The organism is Halomonas sp. CH40 (assembly GCA_041875495.1).
In the GTDB taxonomy this organism is placed as follows: domain Bacteria; phylum Pseudomonadota; class Gammaproteobacteria; order Pseudomonadales; family Halomonadaceae; genus Vreelandella.
On sequence record CP112982.1, the window covers coordinates 2,781,510 to 2,800,525 of the forward strand.

The window sequence follows — 19,016 nt, forward strand, 5'->3', positions numbered from 1 at the left end:
TCTCAGCGTTTGGCACAGATTTCAAGAGGTGATAATGAAACCCATCACGGATAGGCAGATCGACTTCATGGGACGCCGCAAACTGGCCTTTATTGTGTCAGCGGTGATGCTGGTGATCTCGGTCATTGCGACCTTTTCCCTACAGCTCAACCTGGGGCTGGACTTTACTGGCGGCACCCTGGTTGAAGTACGTTACGCAAGCGCTCCCTCACTGGACGCCATTCGCCAACTGCTCGAAGAACAGGGTTTTCGCGATGTTGCCGTACAGACCTTTGGTGCTTCCACTGAGGTGCTGATTCGCCTGCAGCAGGCGTTCGACCCGGACGTGGGCGATCAGGTAGTTAGCTTACTGCGCGACAGCGGCACACAGGTGGATCTTGTACGCGCTGAATTTGTCGGCGCCCAGGTGGGCGATCAACTGCGCGACCAGAGCGGCATGGGCATGCTGGTCGCTCTTGGCGTGGTAATGCTCTATGTGGCCTTTCGCTTTCAATACAAGTTTGCGATTGGCGCACTGATGGCGCTTTTGCATGACGTGATTATTGTTATCGGCATCTTTGCGCTCTTCAACATCGAGTTTGACCTGACCGTCCTGGCCGCCATCCTGGCAGTGATCGGCTATTCGCTGAACGACACCATTGTTGTCTATGACCGCATTCGTGAAGCCATCCGCACCTCGCAGATCGACGACATGCCGGCCATTTTCAACGAAGCGATCAACGCCACGCTATCGCGTACATTGGCCACGTCAGGCACCACCTTGCTGGTGTTGCTGGCCCTGCTGCTGTTGGGCGGCGACATGATCGAGAACTTTGCCCTGGCCCTGCTGATTGGCGTGGTGATTGGCACCTTCTCCTCCATCTACATTTCAGGTGCCTTGCTGCTGCCGTTGAAGCTCAAGCGCGAAGACCTGATCCCTGCGCGCAGGGATGTTGACGAGGAAGATGAACTGCCTTGAATCAGGCCTGACCTGATGCTTGATGGCAAGTAAAACGAGCCATCAAGCGCCCACAAAAAACGCCCTGCGGAGTAAGACTCCACAGGGCGTTTTTCATGGGCAGAAAGCTAACCCGCCAGACGGTTATCAGCAGCGTTTCAGAAGTGTGGCGCTAACTGCTTGATCAGTGCCTTGTAAAGGCGCGGGCCAGCGGCCATCAACAAACCTTCTGCACTGATTGTCGGCTTGCCGTCCGGGGTACCGATCAGTGCGCCGGTCTCTTTGAGCAGCAGAGTACCCACTTGCATATCCTGTTCTTCAATGCCCAGCACAAAGGCACTATCAACGCGACCGGTGGCTACTTCACAAATGTCCAGCAAACCACTGCCTGTGGCCACCAGGGTTTCCAATTGCGGCGCCAGCTGCTGGGTAAGCGTCAGGTAGGCGGGTAAATGACGCGAGCGCAGCCAGCTTTCCGGCAGGCTCATGGCGCTGCGCGTTCCAGCCACCGCTGTTGGCTTGCTGACCCGCATACGCTTACCGTTGTACTGAGCCCCCCGGCCACGGCTGGCGATGTATTCGTCATCAGCAAAGGGGGCGAGGATGACCGCATGCTCAGGGCGGTTCTTCACCAGACACACGACTGACAGCGCAAAACCTTTGCCCGCTACTGCCAGATTGGAATATCCGTGCATGGGCTCGATTTTCCAGACGACATCTGCGCCTTCATCCACGCCTTTCTTATGGTCAGTGTAACGGCCTACCAGGCCATGCTGCGGGTAACCGCGCTCAAGCTGCTGCACAATAGTGGCTTCAGCCTTGCGTGCGGCTTCCTCAAGCAAACGCTCAAGGTTGGCTTCATCGTGAGCGTTTTCGATGCGCTCACGGATTCGTAAAAATTGCTCGGCGGCACTACGCGCAGCACGCAGGGTAAACTGAACCATTGGATTCATGAGAGGGCCTTTATGCGAACTTCCGGCCTGCCCTTGAAAAGGGTTTTCAAGAGCGGCGCTAAAGAACAGAAATGTTAAAGAACGAATATCGTCAACGGCACACTACGCTGCCGTCGTGGGAGCGCATTCTAACAGAGCCCCCACCGGCTCGCCACGACCTTATGAATAACGCTGAACAACCCTCTTTTAAGCCCCTCCACAAACACCTCCACATAAGTCGAAGGGGCAAATGATTCTTAGAATGTTAATATCATTTAACCTTCGGCGTCAGACTGAAGGAATAAATCATTCAAGGGATCCCAATGAAAAAATCAATTGCCTTCATGGCACTTGGCGGCCTGCTGGTAGCAGGCTCGGCACAGGCATTCGAAAGCACACTGACTATCGGCGCGATGGCTGGCACAACAGGCATCGGGCCAGAAGCATCATGGCGTTTCCACGAGCGCTTCTCAGTCTCCGCCAACTACACCGACGGGCTGGATTACAGCGGTGATTACGAAACGGACGACGTCAACTATAGCGGTGATATCGGTCTTCAGGCAGGCATACTCAAGTTTGACTACTTCCCCTTTGCAGGCCGCTTTTACCTGACAGCGGGCGCCGCACTGCCGGATATGACGGCAGATGTAAACGGCACTTCCAACCTCTCGGGCGGCGAGTTCGAGTTCAATGGCAACCTCTACAATCAGGAAGACATTGGCTCACTCAATGGCTCCCTGGTCGTTGCCGACAGCGTTCAGCCTTATGTGGGGATTGGCTGGCGTTCGTCGCATCGTTCAGGCTTTGGGGTTTTCTCCGAGCTTGGCGTGATGACCACGGATGTTGATGTCAGCCTGAGCACTGCCAATGGCCTTGAGCAATCAAACGCTCAGTTGGCCTCGGATCTGCGCGAAGAAGAGCGCAAACTCCAGGAAGATGCCGATGAGCTGTCCGTCTTCCCGGTGGTGACTCTCGGGGTCAGCTACACCTTCTAACCCTGCATCAGGCAATACGGCCAGGCACGCTGCCTCGCCGTATTGTCATTTGAATTCCTCCCCCTTACCTTGTCTCACCGCATCCATGCTAGACTTTTGCGCTTTATAGCAGTGCGTGTGGCGGCGCTATACATGATGCGCTTATGTAGAGTTTCGCTTGCCGCGTGCTCGCTTTCCGTCACCTGCTCCTAACGCGGATCCTATTATGCTTGATCGTCTGCGCATTGTTCTGATTGGTACCAGCCACCCTGGCAATATCGGCGCCGTTGCCCGCGCCATGCACAATATGGGGCTAAGCGACCTTGCCCTTGTCGCCCCACGCTGCGAGGTGATTCATCAGGAGAGTATTTCACGCGCCTCTGGCGCGGATCACCTGCTGCATAATGCTCGTATTCACGCAGATCTCGAAGGCGCCGTGGCCGACTGCACCTTCACCGTGGGTGCCAGTGCCCGCTCGCGCACCCTGCCCTGGCCGATGGTATCTCCACGGGAGCTGGCGGAACGCCTGCCCTCAGAGTGCCAGCCGTCTGGTTCGCGGGTGGCATTGGTGTTCGGGCGCGAAGATAGCGGCCTGACCAACGCCGAGCTACAGCGCTGCAATGCCCATGTGCACATCCCCACCAACGCTGATTTCAGCTCACTCAACCTTGCCGCTGCCGTGCAGGTGGTGGCCTACGAATGCCGCCTAGCCTGGCTGGCAACACAAACCCAAGCGCCTGAGCTGTCGTCTGACGAGCACGATGACACCCTGGCCACTCACGCTGATCTGGAACGCTATTTTGAGCACCTGGAGCGCACCCTGATTGCCATCGAGTTTCATGATCCGGCAAAACCACGCCAGCTGATGGCACGTTTACGCAGGCTTTACCTACGCGCCCGTCCGGAACAGATAGAGCTGAATATCCTGCGTGGCATATTGACCGCCACCGAAAAGCAGGCAGCCAGGACAAAGGCTACCCCTGACAACCCATCGACACACGAATGAGCTGGCTTGAATAGCAGCGCCACTGCCCTCAACATTAACGTTCAAGTTTTTTAAAAACCCTTTTAACGACTGACATCGCGCTGTTTGCTCTGGCCGATGACATGTGTCGATAAACCACGATAGGACTACCGCATGTTTGAACGCCTGCGTGAAGATATCAACAGTGTGTTTGACCGCGACCCGGCGGCGCGTAATTTCATGGAGGTGCTTACCAACTATCCGGGTCTGCACGCTCTGTTATTGCATCGGTTGAACCATTGGCTGTGGAAAAAGAATGCCAAATGGCTGGCGCGGACACTTTCGACTTTTTCCCGCTGGCTGACAGGGGTCGAGATTCACCCTGGCGCCACCATAGGGCGGCGATTTTTTATTGACCATGGCATGGGCGTGGTGATTGGCGAAACAGCGATCATTGGCAATGACGTCACGCTTTACCACGGTGTGACCCTGGGCGGCACCAGCTGGAATAAAGGCAAACGCCACCCTACCCTTGAAAACGGCGTGATCGTTGGCGCTGGCGCCAAGATTCTCGGCCCTTTCACCGTCAGGGAAGGCGCCAAGATTGGCTCCAACGCCGTGGTCACCAAGGAAGTACCGGCCGGCGCAACCGTGGTCGGGATTCCCGGCAAGATCGTCAAGCGCGCTGACCCGGATGTCGAGGAAGAACTTGATATTGATCCTGCGCGCCGGGAAGCCATCCACAAGAAATTCGGCTTTGACGCCTACGGGGTCAGCCAGGATATGCCAGACCCGGTAGCACGCTCCATGCAGGCCATGCTTGACCATATGCATGCGGTGGATGAGCGGATCGAGCGGATGTGCTCAACGCTTTCCAAGCTGGACGCCAGCTACCGGGGTAGCCAGCTGCCGGAACTGCGCGATGAAGACTTTGCTGACATTCTTGACGAAGCCGATAATGGCTGCCCGCCGCTGTCAGCCCAAGGCAAGGCGACGCGTCACTCAAGCGGCGCTGACGCTCATGCAGCAGCAGACAAAGATACTGACACCGACACCACGCCCTCAAGTAAAGGTTGACCAAAGCAGTCGGGCTTTCCCATAATGGCACATCAATGTTATCCAAGGTGTCGCCATGCGATTAACGACCAAAGGCCGCTATGCGGTGACCGCCATGCTCGACCTGGCGATCAACGCGGGCATCAGCCCCACCAGCCTGGGTGATATTTCGCAACGCCAGGGAATTTCCCTGTCATATCTTGAGCAACTGTTTGCCCGCTTAAGACGCGCAGGCCTGGTTAAAAGCGTTCGCGGCCCCGGAGGCGGTTATCTGCTGGCACTACCGGCCAGCGAGATTACCGTTTCCCGGGTGATTGACGCGGTCAACGAAACCGTTGATGCCACCCGCTGTCACGGACTTTCCGATTGCCAGCAGGGCGACACCTGCCTGACCCATCATCTGTGGTGTGAACTATCCGGCCAGATTCGCCAGTTTCTAGACGACGTCACGCTGGAACAACTGCTACAGCGCAACGACGTCCAACAGGTGGCGTCCCGCCAGCAGGCGCGACTGGATGCCGGTATTTTTGCCTCAACGCCATAATCACAGCGTATTTATCACAGAGTGCTTCATGTCTTCCACGCCTACCCGCCCCATTTACCTTGATTACGCGGCCACTACCCCAGTGGATGAACGCGTGGCGACAGTAATGCAACGCTATCTGACCGTTGATCAGCTTTTTGCCAACCCGGCCTCACGCAGCCATATGTCTGGCTGGCAGGCGGAACAGGCGGTGGAACATGCGCGGCGCCAAGTGGCAGATACCATCAACGCCGACCCAAGAGAAATCGTCTGGACCAGCGGCGCGACCGAAGCCGACAACCTGGCGCTTACCGGCTTCATGCGGGCCAATCGGGCCCGTGGCCGCCATCTGATAACGTCAATTATCGAACACAAGGCCGTGGTGGATACCGCCAAGGCGCTGGAGTCCGAAGGCGTAGAAGTGACCTGGCTCAAACCAGGCAATGATGGCTGCATAACGCCTACGCAATTGCGTGAGGTCATGCGCGATGATACCGCTCTGGTTTCCTTGATGGCGGTCAATAACGAGCTTGGCAGCATCAACGATATCAAGTCGCTGGCTGAGGTTGCCCATCAGTTTGGTGCCGCCTTCCATACCGATGCGGCTCAGGCCGTTGGCCGCATTGAACTGGACGTCGTTGCCCAGTCGGTGGATCTGATGTCGCTTTCCGGCCATAAGGCCTATGGCCCTAAAGGCGTGGGCGCCTTGTATGTCAAGCGTGACCCCTCGTTGCGTATTGAAGCCTTGATTCACGGTGGTGGGCATGAACGCGGCATGCGCTCCGGCACCTTGCCCACTCACCAGATTGCCGCCATGGGGGAAGCCTTTGCCCTGGCGCAGCAGCACAGTGAAGAAGAGCAGTTGCGCATCACCCGTCTCAGGCAGGATTTTCTCAATGGCCTGCAGCAGATGGGCGGTGTCTTTCTTAATTCACCCGCTGACAATGCGGTACCCAACATTATCAACGTCGCGTTTGACGGCGTTGAGGCAGAACCCTTGTTGATGGCGCTGCGTGATATCGCCGTATCCACCGGCTCTGCCTGCAACTCAGCCAGCGTGGATCCTTCCTATGTGCTTCTGGGCGTAGGTATTCCGCGTCGGCTGGCATTGGCATCCCTGCGTTTCAGCCTCGGGCGTTACACCACCCAGGACGACATTGAGCATACCTTGCGCTTACTGGCTCACGCCGTCGACGGCTTACGCTAATATTTTCAGGAGAGACCCTCATGGCATCATTAACCATCACACCCGCCGCTGCCAAACAGATCCACCACGTTCTTGACGAGCGCGGCAAAGGGCTGGGGCTGAAGGTTTCAGTCAAGCCCAGCGGTTGCTCCGGCTTCAGCTATGTCCTCGATTTTGCAGATGAAGCTGACGCTGCAGATATCAGTTTCGAAGCCCACGGCGCCAAGGTATTTGTCGACCGTGAAGCGCTGGAGATGCTTGACGGCAGTGAGGTCGACTTCGTCAACGAAGGGCTCAACCGCTATTTCCGCTTCAATAACCCGAATATCAAGGATGAATGCGGCTGTGGCGAAAGCTTTACGGTTTAAAAGCGCCAGCGTCAAGACGCCCGTATTCATTACCGGCGGGAAACGCTATAATCGCCCCGCGCAGTTCGGGATTCCCGGCTGCTGACTTTTTTGACATGCCGCTCTGGTCATTCAGAGCGGCGATTTCTGTTATAGCCTTTTCAGGAGATCCACATGGCGACTGAACGCACGCTCTCTATTATCAAGCCCGACGCCGTAGCAAAAAACGCCATTGGCGACATCATTGCCCGCTTTGAAAAAGCTGGCCTCAAGGTAGTGGCCGCCAAAATGCTGCACCTGTCTGAAGAGAAAGCCGGTGGTTTCTATGCCGAACACAAAGAGCGTCCGTTCTTCAAGGATCTGGTTGGCTTCATGACCTCTGGCCCGGTCGTGGTTCAGGTACTTGAAGGTGATGATGCGATTAGCAAAAATCGCGAACTGATGGGCGCCACCAACCCGAAAGAAGCCGCTCCTGGCACCATTCGTGCGGATTTTGCGGAAACTATTGACGCCAACGCTGTCCATGGTTCTGATTCACCGGAAAGCGCCGAGCGTGAAATCGCCTATTTCTTCGGCAACGACGAAATCTGCCCGCGCTAAGCAGGCAGACCAGCGCCGTACCAACGCCTGTTGCCGGCCATTTTCGCGGGGGCCCAAGCCCCCGCCTCTTTTCTGAACGCTGACCATCATGACCACCACCGCTGCCCAATCAGTTCCTGCTGTATCGTCACACACGCCAGAGCAAACGCCGACGGCTGAATCCACCCCACAACGCCAGAATCTGCTCGGAATGTCCCGCGAGCAGATGGAAGCTTTCTTCCTGGCTATTGGCGAAAAGAAATTTCGCGCCAACCAGATGATGAAATGGATCCACCACGAAGGCTGTGACGACTTTGCAGCAATGACCAACCTTTCCAAGCCGCTGCGCGAAAAACTTGCCAAAGTGGCTGAGATTCGCGGCCCTGGGGTTGTCTACGAAGGCGCTTCCAACGACGGTACGCGCAAATGGGTGCTGGAAGTGGAAGATGGCAGCTATGTCGAAACCGTGCTGATTCCTGCGGATAACGGCAAGCGCCGGACTCTGTGCGTTTCTTCACAGGTGGGCTGTTCGCTTGACTGCAGCTTCTGCTCAACCGGTAAGCAGGGCTTCCAACGCAACCTGACCGCCGCTGAAATCATTGGCCAGGTATGGGTGGCTCAACGTAGTGTCGGCCCGCGCCGGGATTCAGGCAACCGCCCGGTAACCAACGTGGTAATGATGGGCATGGGCGAGCCGCTGCTCAACTACGATAACGTTGTACCCGCCATGAAGCTGATGCTTGATGATAACGGCTATGGCCTGTCAAAACGCCGAGTGACCCTGTCAACGTCTGGCGTTGTCCCGATGATCGACAAACTGGGCGACGACATAGACGTCAGCCTGGCGATCTCCCTGCATGCGGCCAACGATGAATTGCGCACCGAACTGGTGCCGCTCAACCGCAAGTATAATATCCGCTGCCTGATTGATGCCTGTCATCGCTATCTCTCAAAGTGCGCCGATAATCGCCTCATCACGATTGAGTACACCCTGATCAAGGACGTTAACGATCAGCAGCAGCATGCCGAAGAACTGGCAACACTGCTGGATGAACTGCCTTGCAAGATCAACCTGATTCCATTTAACCCGTTTCCCCATTCAGGTTATGAAAAGCCCTCACGCAATCAGTGCATGCGTTTCCAACAATGGCTTTACGATCTGAAACATACTGCTACCATTCGCACCACGCGCGGTGACGATATTGATGCAGCCTGCGGCCAACTGGTGGGCCAGGTCAAAGACCGCACCAAACGCCATGCTCGCTATATTCAGTCGATCCAGATCGATGCCGATTAAGCTGGCCATGATAGCCTCTACTGGAATACGTCATCAGGCAGAGGCTTGACTTACGCCTTACACGGCGCTTTGATGGACACATTTTGACGACTCACCCTGCACTGAGGATAGCGATGATCAATCAACGCAGATGTCACCTCCCCCGTTCAGGGGCATTGCTGACAGCGCTATTGATCACGCTGTGGTTGTCTGGCTGTGCCGCAAACACAGGCATGACAGCCCAGCAACGCCCTGAAGCTGTAGATGCCTACACACAACTGGGCGTTGCCTACTTTGAACGCAACAATCTGAGCCGCGCCCTGGATGCGTTGAGTCGCGCGCTGGAAATTGCGCCTGAGCATGCCGAAGCACTTCAGGCACTGGCCTTGGTCTATCAGCAACAGGGCGAAATGGCCCTTGCCAGAGAGCATTTTCAGGAAGCACTAGAGAATGCGCCGGATTTTACCCAGGCGCGCAATAACTTTGCTGCTTTTCTGTATGCACAGGGTGACTATCAGGCGGCTTGTGAACAGCTTGAAACAGCCTCTCAAGCCGCCAACTATCCACGCAGATCACAGCTTTTTACTAATTTAGGCCAGTGCTATATTGCACAAGATCAGATTGACCCGGCGCGTAATGCCTTACAGCGCGCCCAACAGATAGACCCGCGCTATGCGCGCAGTTATTACCTTTTAGCCGAGTTAGAGTTTTCACAGGGCAATGATTCCCAAGCCTGGCGATCCATGCAGACTTATTTGCAGCTGGCAAATCCAAACCGTGAGGCACTGCAGATGGCCATTGATATTGCTTACAGTCGTGGCGAAGATGCCATTGCCGCCGACTACCAGCGTCAGCTTGACCAGTTCGAATAATGTTGCCTAAAGCCCTGTTCACCGCTTATTTATTGAAGGATGCTCAGCCATGAGCGATACACACACCCCAGAACAATATAATCAAACGCCCACCGTTTCTCCCGGTGAGCAATTACAGCGTCAACGTGAACAACTTAACATTTCTGTTGAAGAGGCTGCCGAAGCGCTGCACCTGCGTCCTGCCGTTATTAACGGCCTTGAACACGACAATTACGACGAGATACCGGTACCTACCTATCGTCGTGGTTACCTGCGTGCCTATGCCAGGTATCTGAATATCGATGAAACGCTGGTGCTTGACGCCTATAAAGCGCGCAATGGCAGCCAGGAAACCACTGACCGCAAGGTATCGCCCGTATCAGTCAAAAAGCCGCCTTCACGCATCGGTGCCGTGCTGTTCAAACTGTTCACTCTGGCGGTAATCCTCGGCTTGATTGCGGTGACCGTGATGTGGTGGCAAAGCCGTGGTGGCAGCACTCCCCCAGGGTTGGAAGACTCCTCTCAGCTGAGCGCGGAAGATAGCAATATTGCAACCAGCAATTCGGCCGCCCGCAACGCCGATAACAACGCGGCGACAGCCATCACGGCTGATGACGACCAGCGCACAGACAACACCAGCACAGACAGCGCTGACCCAGAGGCGCCACTGAATGATTCCATGCCCCTCACCCAGACCGATGAATCTGCTGACACTACCGGCACTGTCAACAATTCCCTGCCAGACACGGATACTGCGCAGATCAGCGCTGACGCCGGCACGACGTTACAGGACGCTGACCCACAGACCAGCAATGGGCAGGCTGACGACCAACTTGACGAAGAACAGACAAGCGATGAACAGCTTGGCGAAGAAGCACCCGAAAACGTAGAAACCCTGGCTGCTTCCCAGGAAACATCAGATACGGATGCAGCAGCAGACGATAGCACGACCGAGGATGTTAGCAATCGCCTTGAACTCACCTTCAACCAGCAGTCCTGGACCGAGATATTCGATGCCAACAACCAGCGTGTCTTTGTTGGCCTTCAGGAGCCTGGCACGTCAGCAACCGTTGAAGGAGAGCCGCCCTATCGGCTGACAATCGGTAACTCCACTGGCGTTGAATTGCGCTACCAGGGTGAGGCCGTCGATCTTGGCGAGCGCGCCGGTGCCAACAACGTTGCCCGCTTCACTTTAGGAGAGTAAATCACCGTATGCATGCCCCATCCCCGATCAAACGTCGCCACTCGCGCCAGATTCATGTCGGTCATGTCGCTGTCGGTGGAGATGCGCCCATCTCAGTGCAGAGCATGACCAACACCAACACGCTGGATGTTGCGGCAACCGTGGCGCAGATCCGCCAGCTGGAAACCGCCGGTGCTGATATTGTGCGGGTTTCGGTGCCCGACATGGAGGCCGCCGAAGCCTTTGGCAAGATCAAGCGCGAAGTGCAGGTGCCCCTGGTGGCTGACATTCATTTCGATTACAAGATTGCCCTGCGCGTGGCTGAACTGGGCGTTGATTGCCTGCGCATCAACCCTGGCAATATTGGCCGTGAAGAGCGTGTCCGCGCGGTTGTCAGTGCCGCTCGTGATAACGGCATCCCGATTCGCATCGGGGTTAACGCCGGTTCGCTGGAAAAAGACCTGCAAAAGAAATACGGCGAACCCACCCCCGCGGCCCTGGTTGAATCCGCCATGCGCCATATCGATCACCTTGACCGGCTGGATTTCCAGGAATTCAAGGTCAGCGTCAAGGCCTCAGATGTGTTCATGGCCGTGGCTGCCTATCGTGATCTGGCCAGCCGCATTGAACAGCCTCTGCATCTGGGCATTACCGAAGCGGGCGGGTTGCGTTCCGGTACGGTCAAGTCCTCGATTGGCCTGGGCATGCTGCTGATGGATGGTATCGGTGACACTATCCGCGTCTCTCTGGCCGCTGATCCGGTAGAAGAAATCAAGGTCGGCTTTGATATGCTAAAAAGCCTGAAACTGCGCGCCAAGGGCATCAACTTTATTGCCTGCCCAAGCTGCTCGCGCCAGAACTTTGATGTGATCGATACCATGAACCAGCTTGAGGAACGTCTGGAAGATATCATGACGCCCCTTGATGTGTCGGTAATTGGCTGTGTGGTCAACGGCCCGGGGGAAGCCAAGGAAACCGATATCGGCCTGACTGGCGGTTCACCTGCCAACCTGGTTTATATCGACGGCAAGCCCGCTACCAAGCTGCGTAACGACCATCTGGTAGATGACCTTGAGCGAATGATTCGCGATAAAGTGCATGAAAAAGAGCAGCGCGAACAGAACACTATTGCCCGCAGCTGACAGCGGCTCCCACGCAATATTGTCTGCCCCGTCGCTAAAGGTTGCCGGTTGGCAACCTTTAGCCATTAAGCAGTGTCTGACAGTTTTATCCGGCTATCTGCACACAGCGGTATTTACTGAAGCGTCTTTGCAAAAGCGTCTTTGCAAATAAAGTCAAACAAGGAGTTATCATTGAGCCAGCCTGCTGCCAAGTCTGCCAAGAAAATCCAAGCCATCCGGGGCATGAATGATCTTCTGCCCGGTGACAGCCCTCGCTGGCAGTTCTTCGAAAGCAAGGTTCGCCAGCTAATGGCGCGTTACGGCTTCGACGAAATCCGCACGCCGATTGTTGAGCAGACAGCCTTGTTCGCTCGCTCGATTGGCGAAGTCACTGATATTGTCGAAAAAGAAATGTACACCTTCGAAGATCGTAATGGCGACAGCCTGACCCTGCGGCCTGAAGGCACCGCCAGCTGCGTCCGGGCAGCAATGGAGCACGGCCTGCTGCACAACCAGACGCAGCGGCTTTGGTATCAGGGGCCGATGTTTCGCCATGAACGCCCGCAGAAAGGTCGCTATCGTCAGTTCCATCAGGTCGGGGTGGAAACCTACGGCTTTGAAGGCCCGGATATTGACGCCGAAGTAATTCTGCTCTCAGCGCGTCTATGGCAGGAACTCGGGCTCACCCAGCACGTGACCCTGGAGCTTAACTCGCTTGGCTCGGCTGAGGCTCGCGCAGCCTATCGCGAAACACTGGTGAGTTACTTTGAGCAGCACCGTGAGATTCTCGACGAAGACTCGCTGCGGCGCCTTTCCAGCAACCCGCTGCGGATATTGGATTCCAAGAACCCGGCCATGGCCGAGATGCTGGAAAACGCGCCGCGCCTGATGGATCACCTGGATCAAGAATCCCGCGAGCACTTTGAACAGCTCAAGGCCATGCTTGATGCGGCGGGTATTCACTATGTGATTAATCCACGGCTGGTACGCGGCCTGGACTACTACTGCCGCACAGTGTTCGAGTGGACGACCCAAGCCCTGGGCAGCCAGGGTACGGTCTGTGCAGGTGGCCGCTACGATGGCCTGGTTGAACAGCTTGGCGGCAAGTCTACCCCAGCCGTTGGCTTTGCGATGGGCATTGAACGCCTGATTCTGTTGCTGGATACCCTACAACTGGTGCCTGAAGAGGCGCTGGGTGGCTGCGATGTCTACCTGCTCCCCATGGATGAGGCCGCGACCCTCACGGCTCTCACCCTGGCCGAGCAGTTACGCAGCCAATTGCCCGAACTACGTTTGCAGCTGCACTGCGGCGGCGGCAGTTTCAAAAGCCGCATGAAGAAAGCCGATAAAAGCGGAGCGACGATTGCCTTGCTGATTGGTGAGGACGAACGGCAAACCGATGCTGTTACGCTCAAGTTCCTACGCGAAGAGCGTGAACAGCAACGCCACCCCCAGGCAACACTGCCTGAACGGTTGCAAGATCTGATTGCCTGATATACCGATTTCCTGATCCATGCGCCCAAACGCCATGACAGAAGACAGATAAGGAGGCCGCCCATGGCGGAGCTGAGAACAGAAGAAGAGCAGCTGGAAGCCATCAAACGCTGGTGGAAGGACAATGGAGCCTCGCTCATTGCTGGCGTTGCCATTGCGGCCGCGGGCGTGTTTGGCTGGAACGCTTGGCAAAACTACCAGGACAATCGCGCTGAAGCCGCATCAATACGCTACCAGGAACTGGTCAACCTGACCGCCAGCAACTCAAATGATGACGCCATGCTGGCCCAGGCCCGCGAGCTGGTGACGGAAATCAACGACGAGTATGACGGCACTCTCTACGCCGAGCTTGCCCAGCTGCTGGACGCCCGTCTGGCGGTTCAGCAGCAAGACCTGGAAGGCGCTACCCGTGCCCTTGAGCAGGTGGTTGACAACTCTTCGCGCCTCTACGTACAGAGCCTGGCACGGCTGCGCCTGGCACGGCTGGCAATTGCCCGTGACGAACCACAAGAGGCGCTTGATCTATTGGATCAATCCATTGTTGATTCACTGGCAGCCCAGCGTGACGACCTGCGTGGTGATGCCCATTTTGCCCTTAACCAACATGATGATGCTCGCGATGCCTGGCAAAATGCCCTGACGCTGGCACAGGAACAGAGTCAACCGCTTTACGGCGTACAGCTGAAGCTAGATGACCTCGGCACCAAGGAGACTGCGCTATGAACGCCCCCTCTTGTCTACACCCGGGCACTTCACGCCCACGTTTGCCACGCGCCCTGCGCCTGGCGCTAGGTGCCAGTATCGTGGCACTGGTGGCCGGCTGTGCCAGTAAAAGTGAGCCTATCTATACACCCAAAGAATTGCAGGCGTTTGAAGCCAGCGCTGAACTGCAGGAACGCTGGAGCACCCGCGTAGGCGATGGCCTTGGCCGCGCCCGCTACCCGATTGCCCCTGCACGCGATGGCAACCGCCTGTTTGCCGCTGATGCTGACGGCGTCGTGGCTGCCTATAACGCAGACAACGGCCAGCGCCAATGGGAAGTTAACCTGGACGCAGACGTTTCCAGCGCCTTGAATGCCATTGCCGGTGAGCTTTATTTAGGCACCCGCAACGGCGAAGTGCTGGCACTTGACCAGGAGGACGGTAGCGTCCAGTGGCGTTCACGGGTATCCAGTGATGTTCTCGCTGCCCCGCAGGCCAATCAACAGCAATTGATCGTACAGAGTACCGACGGGCGGATTACCGCACTGAACCGGGCCACCGGTGATCAGTTATGGACCTATTCCAGTCAGCTGCCTGCCTTGACCCTGCGCGGCACGGGCACACCACAAACCATTGATCCGGTGACCTTTGCAGGCTTCTCCAACGGCCGCCTGGCCACCCTGGACAATCGCAATGGTCAGCCTCTGTGGGAACAGCAGATTGCCACACCCAGCGGGCGCAGCGATGTTGAACGCCTGGTTGATCTTGCGGGCCAGCCAGTGATCACTCCGGATGGCCGACTGTTTGTGACCAGCTATAACGGCGAAGTGGCGGCCCTTGAAGCCCTGCGCGGCGATGTCATGTGGTCACGTTCGCTGTCCAGCCGCCACACCCCTGTACTGGTGGGCGACCTGCTGTTTGTAGCCACGGATGAAAGTCACGTGGTTGCCCTGACCGCCGATAATGGCCAGGAAGTCTGGCGTAACCGCGACCTGGAAGGCCGCTGGATTACCGCCCCGGCCTTTGCCGATGGCAATCTGGTATTCGGTGATTATGAAGGTTACCTTCATCTTATTGATGCCCGCGACGGTGAACTGGCCGCACGCCATGAAGTCGACGATTCCGGCATCAGCGTTCGCCCGGTTACCGAAGGCAGCACCATTCATGTTCAAGCCGACAATGGTCGGTTGGAAACTCTGGAAGTCACTCAATGACACCTGTGATTGCCCTGGTTGGCCGCCCCAATGTGGGCAAGTCAACCTTGTTTAACCGCCTGACCCGCTCCCGCGATGCGCTGGTCGCTGATTTTCCTGGCCTGACCCGTGACCGCAAATACGGTAACGGCATGCTGGGCGGCAAGGCCTACACGGTGATTGATACCGGTGGCATCAGCGGTGACGAAGAAGGCATTGATGCGGCCATGGCCGAGCAGTCACTGGCCGCGATTGATGAAGCCGATATTGTCCTGTTTCTGGTTGATGCCCGTGCCGGTCTGAACGTGGCGGATGAAGCTATCGCCAACCACCTGCGCGTCAACCAGAAAAAAACCTGGCTGGTGGTCAACAAGACCGACGGCCTGGAAGAACATTCGGCCATGGCTGATTTCTGGGCCCTTGGGCTTGGCGACCCCTGGCCGATTGCCGCTGCCCATGGTCGTAACGTCTCGACCCTGATGGATGTGGTCCTGGCGCCCTTTCCGGAGCGTGATGAAAGCATCCCTGCTGATACCGGCACCAAGGGCATCCGCATTGGCGTCATTGGGCGCCCCAATGTGGGCAAGTCCACCCTGGTCAACCGCCTGCTGGGCGAAGATCGTGTTGTCGTCTTTGATGAAGCCGGCACCACTCGGGATGCCATCGAAATACCTTTCGAGCGGCGCGGCAAACCCTATGTGCTGGTCGATACCGCAGGCGTCAGGCGGCGCAAGAATGTCAGCGAAATCGCCGAAAAGTTCTCCATCATCAAGACCCTGGAAGCCATCAAGGAATGCCATGTAGCCATCATGGTGCTGGATGCGCGCAACGGCCTGGTAGAACAGGATCTGCACCTGCTTGACTATGTACTGACCACAGGGCGCGCCCTGGTATTGGCCGTTAACAAGTGGGATGGCCTGGAGCAGGATGCCCGGGAAAAGATTCGCGCCGACATCAAGCGCCGCCTGGGGTTTGCCGACTATGCCGAGCTGCACTTTATTTCAGCGCTGCACGGCACGGCCGTTGGTGATCTTTACCCTTCGATTGAACGCGCCTTCAATGCTGCTAATGCCCACTGGTCAACCAACCGGCTGACGACTCTGCTTCAGGATGCCGTCAGCCAGCACCCGCCGCCGATGATTCATGGCCGACGGATCAAGCTGCGCATGGCCCACCAGGGCGGCAGCAACCCGCCGATCATAGTGGTGCACGGCAACCAGACCGAATCACTGCCGGAGTCCTACCGGCGCTTTCTGATCAATACCTTCCGCAAGGTGCTCAAGGTACGCGGAACCCCCATGCGCTTTGAATTCCGTTCGGGCAATAACCCCTATGATCACATGGCAGGCGCCAGCGACAAGGAAAAGGCCAAGAAACGCGAACTCAACCGCACCAAGGAAGCTCGCCAGAAACGCCGTTAATCAGGCGCCAGAATGCAGCCGTTTGCGACCCACCCATTGGGTTGCAAACTGCCACGCTGCCCGCCCGCTGCGACCACCGCGCAGGGTGGCAAACCGCACCGCTTCAGCTCGCGCCTCGGCGTTCCAGTCGCTGGCCTTACCCAGCTGAGATACCCAGTGGCAACAGGCTTCCAGATAAACATCCTGATTGAAGGGATGAAAGCCCAGCCACAGCCCAAAGCGGTCTGACAGGGAGATTTTTTCCTCGACCGCATCGCCATGGTGCAACTCCTCCCCCACCAACCGCGACCCAGCGTTATCGTCCATTGATTCAGGCATCAAATGACGACGATTGGACGTGGCATAGAGTAGGACATTCTCTGGCGGCCCGGTCAGCGCCCCATCAAGCACGCTTTTCAGTGCCTTATAGGCATCATCATGGCCTTCAAAGGAAAGATCATCGCAATAGACGATAAAACGTTGTGGCATACTGCATAGCTCTTTGACCAGCATCGGCAGGCTGCTTAAGTCATGGCGATCAACCTGAATCATGCGCAACCCTTCACCGGCCAGAGAGTTGAGCAGTGCTCGCATCAGTGACGACTTGCCGCTCCCCCGTGAGCCCCACAACAGCGTATGGTTGGCAGGATACCCCTGCAAGAATGCCTGGGTATTATCCACCAGGGCCAGCTTCTGGCGCTCAATACCCAGCAGATCGTCCAGGCCAAGCGCGTCTCTCGGCGGCACAGGCACCAGACGGCCACCCAGTGGATGAGGTTGCCATAAGGCAGCCACATGGGTGTTCCAGTCAACCTGCTCAGGCACTGGCGGCAACCAATGCTCAACCCTATCCAGCAACAGCGCCAGACGGCGCCCTAACTCAGCATCCATACAGCCCCCTTCTTAATGATTATTCATCCTTCAACACTCGCCCTATGATACCCATTGCGTTCTGGTGCAAGGAAGCTGACAATTCAGAAGGAAATTCACACAAGTGTGACCCTGTTTCGACTACAAGGAAATGTTTATGCGCTGGCTTCGCTTGATATCCATTATCACAGTCTGTGTATCACTTACCGCCTGTTCGACATCACCTACCGGCCGCTCCCAACTGTTGCTGTTGTCAGAAGATCAGCTCAATCAGATGGGGCAACAGGCATTCAACCAATACCAGTCTGACCTGCCCGCCGCCAACGCGGCCAGTCAGCGCTATGTGCAGTGTATTACCCGCGCGATTGTGGCAGAGCTACCGGCTGAACAGCAGCAGATGGACTGGCAGGCCAAGGTGTTCGAATCCGAACAGCCCAATGCCTTTGCATTGCCGGGGGGCTACATGGGCGTGAACAGCGGCATGCTCAAGGTGGCCAGCTCCCAGGATCAGCTCGCGTCTGTGGTCGGTCACGAAATTGCCCACGTTCTGGCACGTCACGCTAATGAGCGTGCTTCCACCAAGAGCGCCACCCAGATGGGGTTGTCGATTCTGGCCAGCACCTCCGGCATGCAAACACCGGGTGGCCAGCAGCTGATGGGCGTACTGGGAATGGGCGCCGAATACGGCATTATTCTGCCCTTCTCACGCAAGCATGAAAGCGAAGCGGATGTCATCGGGCTGGAGTTGATGGCCAGGGCCGGTTTTGACCCCCGCGCCAGCATTACCCTGTGGGAGAATATGCAGCAGGCCTCTGGCGGCGGCCAGCCACCGGCCTGGATGTCGACTCACCCAAGCCATGGCCAGCGAGTGGATGAGCTGGATGCCAACATGCAAAGCGCCCTGGCAATCTATGAACAGGCGCGTCAGCAAGGCCGCACACCTAACTGCCCACGCCCCTGACAGGGGCCTTAACCACACACTGATAACGGGAGCGCCATGATTCGCCTCGGGTTGTTACTACTGATTCTGCCACTGTTTGTGCTGATGGGCGTCTACTTCTGGGAGCTCAACGACGTTCGCGCCTGCCAATTGGACGGCGGCCACTGGCACTACCTGACGGAAACCTGCCGTGAAACGCCTCAGCCCTTTGTGCCCTGGGTAGATCGCGCGCCGTTACTGGTTAACGGCGGTATGCTGCTGTCGGTGCTCGGGCTGGTACTGTGCATGATCGGGTTCTATCAAAAGCGGCGCTAAGCCGCTTTTGTACTGACAGCCTATTAGGGTCTGTTGACGTTTCATCGCGAACCGCGTTGCTGCGCCAAAGGGCGTCAGGCAAGGCGCGACACGACGGCAATGGTGGTGCCCTTACCGAGTGGCGCAACGCCGCATGGCGTCCTTTGGCGCGCAACCCGGAGGGACAGGGCCCT

At 56.9% G+C, this 19,016-nt stretch carries 20 protein-coding genes; 18 read left to right on the forward strand and 2 right to left on the reverse strand.

Annotated elements, in window-relative coordinates; translation table 11 throughout:
* Positions 1–34: 34 nt before the first annotated feature.
* Positions 35–958, forward strand: a complete 924-nt coding sequence (secF, locus tag OR573_12840; protein ID XGA79372.1) for a protein translocase subunit SecF — start codon at positions 35–37, stop codon at positions 956–958.
* Positions 959–1,095: 137 nt separating this feature from the next.
* Here secF and OR573_12845 read toward each other — a convergent pair whose 3' ends face one another.
* Positions 1,096–1,890 carry an inositol monophosphatase gene (locus tag OR573_12845; protein XGA79373.1) on the reverse strand — a complete coding sequence of 265 codons (795 nt, stop codon included), beginning with the start codon at positions 1,888–1,890 and terminating at the stop codon, positions 1,096–1,098.
* Positions 1,891–2,192: 302 nt separating this feature from the next.
* On the opposite strand from OR573_12845, the gene OR573_12850 reads away from it, so the two are divergent.
* The 15 genes from OR573_12850 (at position 2,193) to der (ending at position 16,739) form a co-directional block, all read left to right on the forward strand.
* Positions 2,193–2,864, forward strand: coding sequence for a hypothetical protein (locus OR573_12850; GenBank protein ID XGA79374.1), 672 nt, complete (start codon positions 2,193–2,195; stop codon positions 2,862–2,864).
* A gap of 205 nt (positions 2,865–3,069) precedes the next feature.
* Complete coding sequence (locus OR573_12855) at positions 3,070–3,849, forward strand: RNA methyltransferase (GenBank protein ID XGA79375.1); 780 nt, start codon at positions 3,070–3,072, stop codon at positions 3,847–3,849.
* Between the two features lie 132 nt (positions 3,850–3,981).
* Positions 3,982–4,884 carry a serine O-acetyltransferase gene (gene cysE / locus OR573_12860; GenBank protein ID XGA79376.1) on the forward strand — a complete coding sequence of 301 codons (903 nt, stop codon included), beginning with the start codon at positions 3,982–3,984 and terminating at the stop codon, positions 4,882–4,884.
* A 55-nt stretch (positions 4,885–4,939) separates the two neighbouring features.
* Positions 4,940–5,407: a Fe-S cluster assembly transcription factor gene (locus OR573_12865; protein ID XGA79377.1), complete on the forward strand. Its 468-nt coding sequence runs from the start codon at positions 4,940–4,942 to the stop codon at positions 5,405–5,407.
* A 28-nt stretch (positions 5,408–5,435) separates the two neighbouring features.
* A complete protein-coding gene (locus OR573_12870; GenBank protein ID XGA79378.1) occupies positions 5,436–6,593 on the forward strand; it encodes an aminotransferase class V-fold PLP-dependent enzyme in 1,158 nt (385 codons plus the stop codon).
* 20 nt (positions 6,594–6,613) lie between these two features.
* A complete protein-coding gene (locus OR573_12875; protein XGA79379.1) occupies positions 6,614–6,940 on the forward strand; it encodes an iron-sulfur cluster assembly accessory protein in 327 nt (108 codons plus the stop codon).
* A gap of 153 nt (positions 6,941–7,093) precedes the next feature.
* Entirely contained in the window at positions 7,094–7,519 is a 426-nt protein-coding gene (ndk, locus tag OR573_12880; protein XGA79380.1) for a nucleoside-diphosphate kinase, read from the forward strand.
* Between the two features lie 88 nt (positions 7,520–7,607).
* The gene (rlmN, locus tag OR573_12885; GenBank protein XGA79381.1) at positions 7,608–8,795 is read left to right on the forward strand and encodes a 23S rRNA (adenine(2503)-C(2))-methyltransferase RlmN; all 1,188 of its coding nucleotides are present in this window, start codon (positions 7,608–7,610) and stop codon (positions 8,793–8,795) included.
* 113 nt (positions 8,796–8,908) lie between these two features.
* Positions 8,909–9,646: a type IV pilus biogenesis/stability protein PilW gene (pilW, locus tag OR573_12890; GenBank protein ID XGA79382.1), complete on the forward strand. Its 738-nt coding sequence runs from the start codon at positions 8,909–8,911 to the stop codon at positions 9,644–9,646.
* A gap of 49 nt (positions 9,647–9,695) precedes the next feature.
* Entirely contained in the window at positions 9,696–10,829 is a 1,134-nt protein-coding gene (locus tag OR573_12895; GenBank protein ID XGA79383.1) for a DUF4115 domain-containing protein, read from the forward strand.
* 8 nt (positions 10,830–10,837) lie between these two features.
* Positions 10,838–11,950, forward strand: coding sequence for a flavodoxin-dependent (E)-4-hydroxy-3-methylbut-2-enyl-diphosphate synthase (gene ispG, locus OR573_12900; GenBank protein ID XGA79384.1), 1,113 nt, complete (start codon positions 10,838–10,840; stop codon positions 11,948–11,950).
* Between the two features lie 171 nt (positions 11,951–12,121).
* On the forward strand, positions 12,122–13,423 hold the full coding sequence (gene hisS / locus OR573_12905) for a histidine--tRNA ligase (protein ID XGA79385.1): 1,302 nt from the start codon (positions 12,122–12,124) through the stop codon (positions 13,421–13,423).
* Between the two features lie 63 nt (positions 13,424–13,486).
* The gene (locus tag OR573_12910; protein XGA79386.1) at positions 13,487–14,146 is read left to right on the forward strand and encodes a tetratricopeptide repeat protein; all 660 of its coding nucleotides are present in this window, start codon (positions 13,487–13,489) and stop codon (positions 14,144–14,146) included.
* A complete protein-coding gene (gene bamB / locus OR573_12915; GenBank protein ID XGA79387.1) occupies positions 14,143–15,339 on the forward strand; it encodes an outer membrane protein assembly factor BamB in 1,197 nt (398 codons plus the stop codon). Before OR573_12910 ends, bamB begins: the two co-directional genes overlap by 4 nt.
* Complete coding sequence (der, locus tag OR573_12920) at positions 15,336–16,739, forward strand: ribosome biogenesis GTPase Der (GenBank protein XGA79388.1); 1,404 nt, start codon at positions 15,336–15,338, stop codon at positions 16,737–16,739. The genes bamB and der overlap by 4 nt, the downstream gene beginning before the upstream one ends.
* On the opposite strand, the gene OR573_12925 is transcribed toward der, so the two are convergent.
* Positions 16,740–17,609, reverse strand: a complete 870-nt coding sequence (locus tag OR573_12925; GenBank protein XGA79389.1) for an ATP-binding protein — start codon at positions 17,607–17,609, stop codon at positions 16,740–16,742.
* Positions 17,610–17,745: 136 nt separating this feature from the next.
* Here OR573_12925 and OR573_12930 point away from each other — a divergent pair, with 136 nt between their 5' ends.
* Both OR573_12930 and OR573_12935 read left to right on the forward strand, forming a co-directional pair.
* Positions 17,746–18,549: a M48 family metallopeptidase gene (locus OR573_12930; protein XGA79390.1), complete on the forward strand. Its 804-nt coding sequence runs from the start codon at positions 17,746–17,748 to the stop codon at positions 18,547–18,549.
* Between the two features lie 36 nt (positions 18,550–18,585).
* Complete coding sequence (locus OR573_12935; protein ID XGA79391.1) at positions 18,586–18,843, forward strand: hypothetical protein; 258 nt, start codon at positions 18,586–18,588, stop codon at positions 18,841–18,843.
* Positions 18,844–19,016 lie beyond the last annotated feature (173 nt).